This window comes from Ramlibacter rhizophilus (assembly GCF_004681965.1).
In the GTDB taxonomy this organism is placed as follows: domain Bacteria; phylum Pseudomonadota; class Gammaproteobacteria; order Burkholderiales; family Burkholderiaceae_C; genus Ramlibacter; species Ramlibacter rhizophilus.
This window is the reverse complement of record NZ_SMLL01000001.1, coordinates 932,611-945,263: the sequence shown is the minus strand read 5'-3', so window position 1 is coordinate 945,263 and position 12,653 is coordinate 932,611. Positions and strand designations below refer to the sequence as shown.

Below are 12,653 nucleotides of genomic sequence, written 5' to 3'. Positions count from 1 at the left end.
GGCGGCCGCGAGGGCCGCCGCCACTCAGGCGCGAGGAGGTTTGTCGGGCAGGGCCGGAGCGCGGCCCTCGCCCCAGGGCTGCGGCTCGGGTGCGGGAACCCGGGGCGCGGCGGCGAGGACTTCGGCACGGCTCTCGGTGGCCACGGCCACGCCGTGGCAGGTGGCCGCGCACAGGCTGCAGCCATGGCCGGCATCGAGGCTCAGCAAGGGCGGGGGGACGTCCGGTGCAGCATGGGCATGCGCATCGTCGTGCTGCGCATCGGCGTGTCCGGCGTGGTGGCCGTCGTGCTGCGCATCCCGCTGCGATGGACCGGCCTGGTGGTGCTTGCCGTGCCCTGAACCGGCCGCGACCTCGGCGGCCGCGACCGTCGCGAACTGGGCGGCCTCGATGCAGGCCTGCATTCCGGCAGCGGCGAGCCCCTGCAGGGGCAATGCCAGCAGGAGCAGCCAGGCCAGGAAGAGGCGACAGCGCGACATGGGCAGCGATTCTATGCCGAGTGGTCTTCGCGGCGCCCGTGGCCGCAAGAACTCAGCGCCAGAACACCACGGCCGCGATCGCGACCCAGCCCAGGGCGAAATTGATCCGCACGAACAGCGCGATCTGCCCCAGGCGGCGGGCGCCCTCGGGCCACTGGGACGCGGCCACCGCAGCGCGCAGGCGGCGGTAGGGTGCCGCCACGATGTGGGCGAACAGCAGCATCATGAGGACGCCGATGCCCGCCATGGCATGCCAGCCGGGAGGCAGCCCCCGGCCGCCTGCCGCGGCCATCAGCAGGCCGCCCGTGAGCAGCAGCACGCCGATGGCGACGCCCACCACCACGAAGAAGCGTCGCAGTGCATCGCTGAGCAGGCGCACGCGCTCCGGCGGCTGCAAGGTCGCGGCCGCCGCGGGGCGCAGGGCCAGAAGCATGAATCCCATGCCGCCCATCCAGAAGATGGCGCCGGCAAGGTGGAAGAAGAGGAGGAGCTGGTGCATGGGGCGCAGGGTAGGGTGCAGCCGCGATTGTGCTGCCCCGAGCCTGCAGCCGCCGGCTCAGCCTCCGACGCTGATGTTTTCCTCGCGCACCAGTTTCTGCCACCGCGCCACTTCGCTGGCGAGAACGCGACTGGCTTCCGCGGGCGTGGAGCTCACGGCGCCCAGTCCCTGGCGGGCCAGCCGGTCGATCACGTCCTGGCGGGCCATGACCTTGGCCGTCTCTGCGGCCAGGTAGTTCACCACCGGCGCGGGCATGCCCTTGGGCCCGGCCAGCGCGGTCCAGCCCATGACCTCGTAGCTGTCGCCGATGACCTCGGCCACCGTGGGCACATCGGGCAGGGTGCGCCAGCGCTGGCCGCTGCTCACGGCGAGCAGGCGCAGGCGCCCGCTCTGGATCAGCGGATCCATGCCGGCGAGGTTGTCGTAGACGGCAGCGATTTCGCCGGCCGCGGCGGCCATGGGGGCGAGGTTGCCGCCCTTGTAGGGCACCTCGGTGAAGCGCACGCCGGTGCGGTTCTGCAGCAGCGCCCCCGCCAGGTGCATGCCCGTGCCCACGCCGGCATGGCCCATCGTCACGGACTGCGGCTTCTCGCGCGCCATCTTCATCAGCTCGGACAGGCTCTTGATCGGGGACGAGCCCGCGACCGCGATGCCGAAGGGAAAGCGCGTGACCATGGAGATCATGCTGAAGTCGCCCACGCTGTCGTAGCTGAGGTTCTTGTACAGCGCCGGCGCGATGCTGTGGCCGGAGGCCATGAGGAACAGGGTGTGGCCGTCCGGCTCGGCCTTGGCGACCTGACCCGCGGCCAGGGTCCCCCCTGCGCCGGGGCGGTTCTCGACGATGAAGGTCTTGCCGGTGCTGTCGGCCAGGCCCTGGGCCAGCAGGCGGGTGGTGATGTCCACGCCGCCACCGGGCGGAAAGCCCAGCATCACCTTCACCGGCTGGCGGGGATAGTCGGCGGGTGCGGACTGGCCGAAGGCCAGTGGGCTGCTGCCGGTGGCGACAAGTGCTGCCAGCACGTGCCGGCGGTTCATCAGGGTCGGGCCGTTCATCGCTTCGTCTCCTTCTGAAGTTGCCGGCCTCAGTTGCCGGTGGTGATGTTCTCGTCGCGGATCACGCGGGTCCAGCGCGCCACGTCCGTGGCCAGGAACTCCTGCGCCTCGCGCGCGGAGCTGGGCCAGGGTTCGGCGGCCTGGGCCCGCAGCGTCTGCTGGATGGCGGGCTTGGCGAGGGTGGCCTGCACCATGGCGTTCAGGCGGGTGACGACGTCCGGCGGCAGGTTCTTCGGGCCGGCCAGCGCATACCAGGCGCTCACGTCGAAGCCGGGGAGCACGGTCTCGGCGATGGTGGGAATGTTGGGCATGCCGGGAAAGCGCGTACCCGAGGTCACCGCCAGCGCCTTGGCGCGGCCGCTTTCGATGTGGCCGCTCATGCCCGCCAGCGAAGTGAAGATGATCGGCACCTCTCCCGCGACGACTGCCTGCGCGGGTGCGCCGCCACCCTTGTAGGGCACGTGCGTGAGCTGCACGCCGCCGCGCGACTGGAACAGCACCGCGGCCAGGTGCATGCCGCTGCCCTGGCCGCCCGAGCCGTAGTCGATCTTGCCGGGCGCGGCCTTGGCCTGGGCCACCAGGTCCTGCACCGTGCTGCCCTTGAAGCCCGGGCCCGCGATGATGGCGAAGGGGCTGCGCGCCACCATGGAGACCATGGTGTAGTCGTTCACCGGGTCGAAGGGCAGGGACTTGTACAGGCCCGGCGCCGCCGAGTGGCCCGAGGCCATCAGGAAGAGGGTGTAGCCGTCCGGCTCCGCCTTGGCGACGAAGTTGGCGCCGATGGTGCCGCCCGCGCCGGGCTTGCCTTCCACGATGGCCTGCTGGCCGAAGTGTTCCGGGAATTGCGCCGCCACCAGGCGCGCCAGCGTGTCCACCGGCCCACCGGGCGGAAAGCCGTGGACGATGCGCACGGTCTTGGTGGGCCAGGCCTGCGCATGGGCGGCAGGCAGGAGCAAGGGCGCGGCCAGGACCATCGCGCAGGCGGCGCGCAGCAGGGTGCTTCGTTTCATGGTTTCTCCAAGGCGGGGACGGACACGGGAAAGAGGCGCTCGCGCACGCGGCGGGTCGCGGCGCGTGCTTCGTCGCGGTCCAGGTGCAGCAGCCGGCCACCGCGCTTGCGCAGGGCGCCGCCGACGATCACGCTGTCCACGTCCTGCGGGCCGGCCTGCAGCACCACGTGCGCGGCCGGGTCGCCGAGAGAAGGCTCGTACGCGCCGGGACGCAGCAGGACCAGGTCCGCCAGGCAGCCGGGCGCGACGCGGCCGAGGACCTCGCCCAGTCCCACGGCGCGCGCTGCGTTCACGGTGACGTACTCCAGCAGGTGCCGGGGCTGCGCGCGCGGCGTGCCCGGATAGCGGGCGAGGGGCCAGCGTCCGGCGGCGCGCTCGGCGGCGGCTTCCTCCTGGCGCAGCAGCCAGAAGGTGAGCTTCATCTGCGAGAACAGGTCCAGCGCCACCCGGGACGGCACGTCCACGCCCAGGCTGGGCGTGATGCCGCGCCGGTGGGCACGGGCGATGACGGCGGTGTCGCGGCCGTCGCCCACCTCGCTCTCGGGCGTGAAGGAGATGCCGCATCCCGCCTGCGCCACCAGCTCCAGCTCGGCGTCCAGGATGGGGTTGCAGTGCACCGGCAGCAGGTCCGGCCCGAGCAGCCCCGCCCCGTGCAGCTCGTGCACCTGCCCGGCCACGTTCTGGTGGAAGCTCATGGGCAGGCCCAGCTCGCGCGCCAGCTCCACCTCCTGCCGGAACAGGGGCAGGCCGGCGTACTCCAGCGAGGCGAGCGCCACGCCCAGGCGCACCATGGCCGCGGGATCGCTCGGCTGCGTTCGCGCCAGCCCGCGCACCTGTTCCATGCGCCAGCCGTGCTCGGCCTGCAGCTTGTCGATGCTGCCCAGCATGCCGTAGGCAAACAGCACGCGCTGGCCGGTGCGGGCGTGCGCCTCGATCGAGCGCTCGGCATGCGCCGGGCTCATCACGTTGTGGCAGAAGTCCAGCGCGGTGGTGATGCCGTTGTCCAGCATCTCCACGCCGGTGGCGAAGGTGGCGTCGGCCATGTCCTCGGCCGTGAAGGCTTCCCTCAGGGAGAAGATGTGGCGGTGGTAGTCCGCCATGCCCCACATGGCGGCGCCCAGGCCCTTGAGCGGACCCTGCCACATGTGGGTGTGGGTATCGATGAGGCCCGGAAGCAGGAGCATGCCGTGTGCATCGAGCACCTCGGCGCCGGCGTCGGCCAGTCCATGGCCGACGGCGGTGATGCGGCCGCGCTCCACGCGCACGTCGGCGTCCAGCAGGTCGCCCAGGGCCGCGTCCATGGTGAGCACGGTGGCACCGCGGATCAGGAGGGGGGTCATGCGGTAGCGCCTTCCAGGGGAGCGCCCGCGCGCGGCGCCGCGACTTCGCGCAGGCGGTGGCAGGCCCCCTGCACGCCGGCCTGGGGCGCCGCCTGCAGCAGGGGCATCACGGTGCGGCAGTTCTCGGCGGCCCAGGCGCAGCGGGTGTGGAAGGCGCAGCCGGTCGGCGGCGCGAGCGGGCTGGGCAGCTCCGAGCGCACCTGCCCGCGCCGCTCGCGCGAGCGCTGGGCCTGCACCTTCGGGTCGGCCACCAGCGTGGAGGCCATGAGCATGCGGGTGTACGGGTGGCTGGGCGCGCCGTGCACCGCCTCGGCGCCGCCTTGTTCCACGAGCCGCCCCAAATACAGCACGCCGATGCGGTGGCTGATGTGGCGCACCACGTCCAGGTTGTGCGCGATGAACAGGTAGCTCAGGCCGAACTCGCGCTGCAGGTCCACCAGCAGGTTGATCACCTGGGCCTGCGTGCTCACGTCCAGCGCGCTCACCGGCTCGTCGCACACGATCAGGCGCGGCCGCACCGCCAGCGCCCGGGCGATGGCGACGCGCTGGCGCTGGCCGCCCGAGAGTTCGTGGGGGTAGCGCTCGGTGTAGTAGGACGCCAGGCCCACGCTGTCGACGAGGCGGCGCACCTCCCGGCGTCGCTCGTCCGCGTCCATGGGGCGGTGGCGGGCGATGGCCTGGGCCAGCGTCGTTCCCACGCTCTGGCGCGGGTTGACCGAGGACATGGGGTCCTGGAACACCACCTGCACGTCGCGACGGTACGCCAGCGGCGTGTGGCGGCCGAAAGCGCCGATGTCCTGGCCGTCGAAGACGATGCTGCCGCCCGAGCTGGGGACCAGCCGCAGGATGGCCCGGCCGATGGTCGTCTTGCCCGACCCGGATTCGCCCACCAGGCCGTAGGTCTGGCCGCGCTCGATGTCGAAGCTCACGCCGCGCACGGCCTGGAGCGTGCGCGCGGGTCGCAGCAGTCCGCGCTTGAGGCGGAACTCGACGGCAAGGTCGCGCACCTGCAGCAGCGGCGTGCTCATCGTGCGGTCTCCAGGGAGGTGGACGCCGGCGCGGGCGCAGGGTCGCCTTGGGCACGGATGCAGCGCACGCCGTGCTCCAGCGGCACCGATGCGTCGGCGCAGGCGGGCAGGGCGCGCGGGCACCGTGGATGGAAGCGGCAGCCGCGCGGCCACGCCCAGGCCGGCGGAACGCGTCCGGCAATGGTGGCCAGGCTGCGCAGTCCCGACTGGCCGCGCGGCATGGCCTGCAGCAGCGCGGCGGTGTAGGGGTGGCGCGGCGTGGTGAGGGTCTCCTCCACGCCACCGGTCTCGACGATCTGCCCGGCATACATGACCGCGACGCGGTCGCACAGGTCGGCCACCACGCCCAGGTCGTGCGTGATCAGCAGCACCGACATGCCCAGCTTCTCGCGCAGCTCGGTCAGCAGGTCGAGCACCTGGGCCTGGATGGTCACGTCCAGCGCGGTGGTGGGCTCGTCGGCGATCAGCAGCTCGGGCTTGCAGGCCAGGGCGCCGGCGATGACCACGCGCTGGGCCATGCCCCCGGAGAACTGGTGCGGGTAGTCGTTCATGCGGCGCGCGGCGTCGGGCACGCCCACGAGTTCCAGCAGTTCCACCGCGCGGGCCAGGGCCTCGCGCCGGCTCACCTTCGTGTGGGCGCGCACGGCGTCCACCAGCTGGGTGCCGATGGTGTGCACGGGCGACAGGGCGGCGTTCGGGTCCTGGAAGATCATGCCGATGCGCTTGCCCCGGATCTGGCGCATGGCATCCTCGGGCAGGCCGACCAGCTCCTGTCCGCCCAGGCGCACCGACCCGGCCCCGATCCGCGCGCCGGGCGGCAGCAGGCCCATGAGGGCCGAGGCCGTCATGGACTTGCCACAGCCGGACTCGCCCACCAGCCCCAGCACCTCGCCGCGGCGCAGCTGCAGGTCGACTCCGCTGAGCAGTTCGGACTCGCCTGCCATGACGGTGAGGCCGCGAACCTGCAGCAGGGCCCCGCCGTCCGCGCCCTCGGGCTGCACCGGGGAGGGCACCGCGGCTGCCGCTGCCGCCGATGCCGCAGCCGCGCCCGCGCGAACGCGCGCCACCGGCCCGCCGCCGGGCAGCAGCCGCTCGCGCAGCACGTCGCCCAGCAGGTTGTAGGACAGCACGGTGAGCGTGATCGCCAGGCCCGGCATGACGGGCAAGAGCGGCTGCTCGCTCTGGAACTGGCGCGCCGTCTCCAGCATGGCGCCCCAGCTGACCTGCGTGCTGTCCGCGCCCACGCCCAGGAAGCTCAGCATGGCCTCGATCAGCAGGGCCGTGCCCAGGGCGATGGACGCCTGCACGACCAGCGGCCCGGCCACGTTGGGCAGGATCTGCCGCACCATGATATGCAGGGGCGGGAGGCCCAGTACCCGCGCGGCGTCCACGTAGAGCTGTTCGCGCTCGGCCAGCACCACGGCGCGCGTGATGCGCATGAAGCTCACCGAGAAGATCAGGCCCACCGCGAGCATGGCATTGCCCAGTCCCTTGCCCAGCACGCCGATCAGGGCCAGCGCCAGCAGCACCGCCGGGATCGACTGCATCACGTCCGCGAAGCGCATGGCGGCGCGGTCCACCCAGCCGCCGACGTAGCCCGCGAGCAGCCCGATGCTCACGCCCAGCACCAGGCCGATGGAGACGCTCTGGAACGAAGCCACCAGCGCGGTGCGCGCGCCGAAGATGAGGCGCGAGAGCATGTCGCGGCCCAGGTCGTCCGTGCCCAGCCAGTACACCGGGCCGGGCGGCGCCAGGCGGTTCTTGATGCTGGGAAGAAAGGGGTCGTGCGGCGCGATGGCCGGCGCGAACAGGGCGCACAGCAGCAGCAGGAGCAGGAAGCCGGCCGGCACCAGCGCCAGCGGGCGCATGAAGGCATGCCATCCGGGCCGGCGCGGTGCGCGCGCCTCGCCGTCCGGTGCCAGTGCTTCGGGGGTGGGGGTGGTTGCGCTCACTGGGGCCGCACCTTGGGATTCAGGAGCGCGTAGCCGATGTCCGCGAGCAGGTTGACGGCCAGCACGATGGTGGCGATGACCACCACGGCGCCCTGCAGGATCGGGAAATCCCCGCGCACCACGCTGTCGATCAGCAGGGTGCCGAGTGCCGGAATGGCGAAGATGCGCTCGACGGCGATGCTCGCGCCCACCAGAACCGACATCTGGATGGCCATGACGCTCAGCACCGGCACCATGGCGTTGCGAATCGCATAGCGCGAGACGATCAGCCGCTGCGGCAGTCCGCGGGCGCGCAACGCATGCACGTAGCTGGAGCGCAGCACCTCGATCATGGCGCTGCGCACCTGGCGCGCGATGACCGCCGCCGTGTGCACGCTCAAGGCGAAGGCCGGAAGGACCAGGCCGCGCGCCCACTGCAAGGGGCTGTCGGAAAACGGCGTGTAGCCCACCACCTGCACCCACTGCAACTTCACCGCGAAGACCAGCGAGAGCAGCAGCGCCAGCCAGATGCTGGGCACCGCGAGGCCGAGTGCCACCACCATGGAGACCAGCCGGTCGGCCCAGGAGCCGTGCCGCACCGCGCCCCAGATGCCCACGGGAATGCCGATGAGGAGCGCGAGCGTCATGCCCGCCACGGCCAGCGTGAGCGTGATGCTGATGCCACTGGCCAGGGCCTGCGAGACCGGCAGGGCCGTGTAGTAGGACACGCCCAGGTCGCCCTGGGCCGCGTCGGTTACCCAGCCCAGGAACTGGTGCGGAAGCGACCGGTCCAGGCCCAGGCGCTGCGCGTACTCGATGCGGTCCTGCTCGGAGGCGCCGGGTCCGAGGATCTGCACCACCGGGTCGGTCGCGGTGAGGCGGGTGAGGGCGAAGGTGAAGAGCGAGACCGCCAGCAGGATGGGCAGCACCGACAGCAGGCGGGAGATCAGGAGCTGCTTCATGGCCGGCCCGCTGCCTCACTGCGCCAGGACGCGGCTGCGCACCCGCCGCGTGGCGGCGGCGGCCTCGGCGCGGTCCATGTCCTGCAGCTCGCCGCCGCGCTTGCGCACCACGCCGCCGACGATGACGGTGTCCACGTCCGAGGCGCTGGCCTGCAAGGCGACGTGCGCTGCCGGATCGCCCACGGACATGCCGTAGGGATCGGTTCGCAGCAGCACCAGGTCGGCGATGCAGCCGGGCGCGATGCGGCCCAGGCACTCACCCAGGCCGAGCGCGCGGGCGGCGTTGACGGTGACGTACTCCAGCATGTGGCGGGGCTGCGCATGGGGCGTTCCGGGCCGCCGCGCGAGCGGCCAGCGCCCTGCGAGTCGTTCGGCCAGCGCCTCCTCGGCCCGCATGACGTGGAAGGTCAGGCGCATCTGCGAGAACAGGTCCATGGCCACGCGCGAGGGAATGTCCACGCCCAGGCTGGGCGTGACGCCGGCGCGGTGCGCGCGGCCGATGATGGACATGGGACGGCCGCCGCCGAACTCGCCTTCGACGGTGAAGGAGATGCCGGCGCCGCAGGCGGCCAGGGCCGCCAGTTCCTCGTCGGTGGCCACGTTGGCATGCACGGGCAGCAGGTCGGGCCCGAGCAGGCCGGCCGCGTGCAGTTCGCGGATCTGGCCCGGCGGGTTCTGGTGGAAGCTCATGGGCAGGCCCAGCTCGCGTCCCGTCTCGATCTCGCGGCGCATGGCCGCCAGCCCCACGTATTCCAGCGAACCCACGGCGATGCCCAGGCGCAGCAGCGAAGTCGGCTTCGCGTCCAGCGTGCGGGCGAGCTCGCGAACCTGCGCGAGTCGCCAGTCCTGCTCGGAGGCCGGGGCGCCGTGGCTGCCCAGCATGCCGTAGCCGAAGACGATGCGCTGGCCGGTGCGGCGGTGCGCGGCGAGCGCCTGGTCCGCGTGCGCGGGCGTCATCACGTTGTGGCAGAAGTCCAGCACCGTGGTGGTGCCCTTGTCCAGCATCTCCACGCCGGCGGCGAAGGTCGCGTCCCCCATGTCCTCGGCACCGAACTTCTCGCGCAGCGGGAACACGTGCTTCTGGTAGTCGGCCATGCCCCAGTTGCCGGCGCCCAGGCCCTTGAGCGGACCCTGCCACATATGGGTGTGGGAGTCGATCAGGCCCGGGATCAGGATCATCCCGGCCGCGTCGATGCGCTGCGCGCCCTCGGCGGACAGCTGGTCGCCGACGGCCGTGATGCGGCCGTCCTCCAGCAGCACGTCGCCTTCGGTGAGGTCGCCCAGCGCCGCGTCCATGGTGAGGACGCAGGCTCGCTGGATCAGGATGCGGGAGGTCTGGCGGGTCATGGGCGCTGCACTCAAGGCGCGAGGACCTTGACCTCCGGGTAGCGGAACACCGCCACGTCGCCCACCGTCGAGTTCACGTTGCCGATGCGCTTGGGGTTGTAGGCCCAGTAGGCGGTGTAGTCGAAGAAGCCGCAGTCCAGGGCCTCGTCGTCGATCACCTTGATCATCTTCTGCCAGGCCGCGTTCTGCGCCGCCGGATCGCTCGCCGCGAGGGCCTCCTTCACGGCCGACTCGATGGCCGGGAAGGTGGTCTTGAGCGGGTTGCCGGCGCCGGTGGGCGCGAAGTGATAGAGGTAGTAGTCGTAGGGGCCGGTGTCCTGCGAATCGGTGAGGATGGCCGCCGGGTACTTGCCACTGCGGAAGGTGCTGAAGAACTGGCCGAAGGTCATGATGTCCAGCTTCACGTCCACGCCGATCTGCGCCATCTGCGCCTTGAACAGCTCGGCGATGGTGCGCTGGCTGTCGAAGGTGGCGAGGGTGAATTCCACCTTGGGGTTGCCCAGTTCGGCCATCAGCGCCTTGGCCTTGGCCAGGTCGTGCGGGTAGCCCTTGACGTCCGGGCTGTAGCCCACGTTGCCCTGGCGCAGGCGCTGCGTGTGCACCTTGCCGTTGCCGCCGAGGGCCGCGTCCAGGTAGTCCTGCGGGTTCATGGCGTGGCAGATCGCCTTGCGCAGCTTGGGGCTGTTGAAGGTGTTGACCGTGTCCATCATCTGCAGGTGCCACAGCACCGAGGGGAACCAGGTGGTCTTCATGCCCTCGCGCTCGGCGCGCTTGGCGATGGAGGCGCTGGTCCAGACGATGTCCACCTGCCCGGTGCGCAGCGCGTTGTAGAGGCTGTCCGGGTCGTTGATGTGGGTGACCTCGATGCGGCGCGGCCCGACGCTCTTGGGGTCGTGGTAGCCGTCGTACCAGTTCACCACGGTGCGCAGGCCCTTGACGCTGTCCTTGGGCTCGAACTTCCAGGGGCCGGTGCCCACCGGGTGGGTCTTGTAGCTGCCGTCGTCCAGCGCCTTGGGCGAGACCATGTAGGCGCCCCGCCGCGCGAGGTTGGGCAGCAGGTTGGGGGCCGGGCGCTTGAGGTGGATGTCCACGCGCGTGGGCGAGACCACGACGAACTTCTCCACGGGGTTGAGCACGCCGCGCCACTGGCTGGGCGTGTCGCGCACGCGTTCCAGGTTCTTCACCACCGCGGCGGCATCGAAGGGCGTGCCGTCGTGGAAGGTCACGCCGGGCTTGAGCGTGATCTCCAGCTTGCCGGGGCTTTCCTTCCAGGAGGCGGCGAGCTTGGGCCGCAGGGTCACGCCGTCGGCGGCCATGTCCGCCAGGCCCTCGTAGATGAGGGAGGTGTAGGTGCTGTTGGCCTTGGTGAGGGTCTCCCAGTCGTCCACCTGCTGGTTGGTGCCGAACTTGAGCGTGCCGGCGGGCTGCGCCAGTGCGGGCGCGGCGGCAAGGGCAAGCGCCGTGGCGGCCAGGAGGACGCGAAGGCGCGTCCAGAAGTTCGAATCGCTGCTCGTCATCGTGAAAATCTCCTGTGAGGACGGGTCGATGAGAAGGCGCCGGGCGGACCCGGTTTCAGATGTGGAAGTGCGCTGGCTGCGGTCCGCGCTCGACGGGCTCGCAGCGGAACTGCCCCTGCTCGAACAGGCGCAGCCGCGAGTGCAGCAGTTCCTCGCTCAGGCGTTCGAGGCGCTGGGCGTCGAAGGTGAGGCGGCCTGCACGCTTGGCGAAGCGGCCGGCCACCAGCACGTTCTCGATGTCGGAGGTCTCGGCGTACATGACCACCAGGTGCGCCGGGTTGCCGCCCGCGCCGCCGGGGAAGAGGTTCATGGTCCGCGTGTCGAACATGATCAGGTCGGCCTGCTTGCCCGGCGTGATGGAGCCGGTCTTGCGGTCCAGGCCGAAAGCCTTGGCGCCGCCCATGGTGGCCCAGTAGAGGGCGTCCCGCGTGAGGGTGGAGTGCTGCGTCTTCGCCGGCCACTGGCCTTCCTTCCAGAGGCTGCGGTTGTCCAGCTCGCGCTGGTGCAGGAAGGCGTGCCGCATGACCCACAGCATCGAGCTGTTGAAGTAGGGATCGCAGTCGGTGCCGATGGAGGGCGTGGCGCCGTACTTCACGATGCGCCCCAGCATGGCGGGCTGCTCGTAATTGAGCATCTCGGTGAGGTTGGTCGCCGTGATGGTGCAGCCGGCGTCGAGCACCAGCTTGAGTTCGTCCTCGTCGAAGCAGTTGCCGTGGCCGATGTTGTGGTCCGGCCCGAGCAGGCCCTCCCGGGCCAGGCGCGGGTAGCCGTCCTCCACCACGCGCTTGCCCTTGCGGCCGTAGGTGTGCGCGGAGTTGATCAGGCCGTACTCGCGTGCCAGGCGGATGTCGTGCACCGCCACGTCGTACTCGCCCCAGTCGGGACCGAGGATGGCCATGGCCAGCGTCACCAGGCGGTCGTCGGAGGCCAGGCGCCCGGTGCGCAGGCGATGCACTTCCTCGCGCGGGAAGGGCTTCTTGTGGAAGGGGATCTCGCCGGGGCGCTCGGGTGGCTTCACGGTGCCGCGTGCGAACACGGCGCGGATGCCGGACTCCTCCAGCGCATCGATGGCGACGTCGGTCATCTCGGCGTCGCGCAGGATGTGGCACCAGTCCACGATGGTGGTCGTGCCGTTTCGCAGCTGGTTGAGCGCCCCCAGCAGGTTGCCCAGGTACACGTCGCGCGCCTCGTAGTGCAGCGCGAGCTTCTTGTGCATGTTGGCGTGGTAGTCGCGGTTGCCCACCCAGTCGGAGCCGATGCCGCGCAGCTGGTACTCCCAGGTGTGGATGTGCGCATTGACCATGCCCGGCGTGACGATGCGCCCTCGGCCGTCCACCACCTCGGCGTCGCCGGCGTTCAGGTTCGGGCCGACCGCGGCGATCTTGTCGCCCTGGACCAGGATGTCGGCGTCGGCGAAGTCGCCCACGGCCGGGTCCATGGACAGGATGGTCGCGTTCTTGATGAGGAGGTTCTGGCTCATGGGGTCCTT

The 12,653-nt window shown here is 71.3% G+C and carries 11 protein-coding genes; all 11 read right to left on the bottom strand.

Annotation, left to right across the window (positions count from 1 at the left end; all coding sequences use genetic code 11):
* Positions 1-24 precede the first annotated feature (24 nt).
* The 11 genes from EZ242_RS04440 to EZ242_RS04390 are packed head-to-tail and all read right to left on the bottom strand — an operon-like array spanning position 25 to position 12,644.
* Positions 25-477 (bottom strand): hypothetical protein, encoded by a 453-nt coding sequence (locus EZ242_RS04440; RefSeq protein ID WP_135283884.1) that lies wholly within the window; start codon positions 475-477, stop codon positions 25-27.
* Between the two features lie 52 nt (positions 478-529).
* Entirely contained in the window at positions 530-976 is a 447-nt protein-coding gene (locus EZ242_RS04435; protein WP_135283883.1) for a CopD family protein, read from the bottom strand.
* Positions 977-1,033: 57 nt separating this feature from the next.
* Positions 1,034-2,029, bottom strand: coding sequence for a Bug family tripartite tricarboxylate transporter substrate binding protein (locus tag EZ242_RS04430; RefSeq protein WP_135283882.1), 996 nt, complete (start codon positions 2,027-2,029; stop codon positions 1,034-1,036).
* A 29-nt stretch (positions 2,030-2,058) separates the two neighbouring features.
* Entirely contained in the window at positions 2,059-3,039 is a 981-nt protein-coding gene (locus tag EZ242_RS04425; RefSeq protein WP_135283881.1) for a tripartite tricarboxylate transporter substrate binding protein, read from the bottom strand.
* A complete protein-coding gene (locus EZ242_RS04420) occupies positions 3,036-4,379 on the bottom strand; it encodes an amidohydrolase family protein (protein ID WP_135283880.1) in 1,344 nt (447 codons plus the stop codon). Before EZ242_RS04420 ends, EZ242_RS04425 begins: the two co-directional genes overlap by 4 nt.
* Complete coding sequence (locus EZ242_RS04415; protein WP_135283879.1) at positions 4,376-5,407, bottom strand: ABC transporter ATP-binding protein; 1,032 nt, start codon at positions 5,405-5,407, stop codon at positions 4,376-4,378. Before EZ242_RS04415 ends, EZ242_RS04420 begins: the two co-directional genes overlap by 4 nt.
* Complete coding sequence (locus tag EZ242_RS04410) at positions 5,404-7,359, bottom strand: dipeptide/oligopeptide/nickel ABC transporter permease/ATP-binding protein (RefSeq protein ID WP_135283878.1); 1,956 nt, start codon at positions 7,357-7,359, stop codon at positions 5,404-5,406. Before EZ242_RS04410 ends, EZ242_RS04415 begins: the two co-directional genes overlap by 4 nt.
* Positions 7,356-8,300 carry an ABC transporter permease gene (locus tag EZ242_RS04405; protein ID WP_135283877.1) on the bottom strand — a complete coding sequence of 315 codons (945 nt, stop codon included), beginning with the start codon at positions 8,298-8,300 and terminating at the stop codon, positions 7,356-7,358. Before EZ242_RS04405 ends, EZ242_RS04410 begins: the two co-directional genes overlap by 4 nt.
* Before the next feature lie 15 nt (positions 8,301-8,315).
* Entirely contained in the window at positions 8,316-9,647 is a 1,332-nt protein-coding gene (locus EZ242_RS04400) for an amidohydrolase family protein (protein ID WP_135283876.1), read from the bottom strand.
* Between the two features lie 11 nt (positions 9,648-9,658).
* A complete protein-coding gene (locus EZ242_RS04395; protein WP_167784634.1) occupies positions 9,659-11,164 on the bottom strand; it encodes an ABC transporter substrate-binding protein in 1,506 nt (501 codons plus the stop codon).
* Positions 11,165-11,219: 55 nt separating this feature from the next.
* Positions 11,220-12,644: an amidohydrolase family protein gene (locus EZ242_RS04390; RefSeq protein ID WP_135283874.1), complete on the bottom strand. Its 1,425-nt coding sequence runs from the start codon at positions 12,642-12,644 to the stop codon at positions 11,220-11,222.
* Between the last annotated feature and the right edge of the window lie 9 nt (positions 12,645-12,653).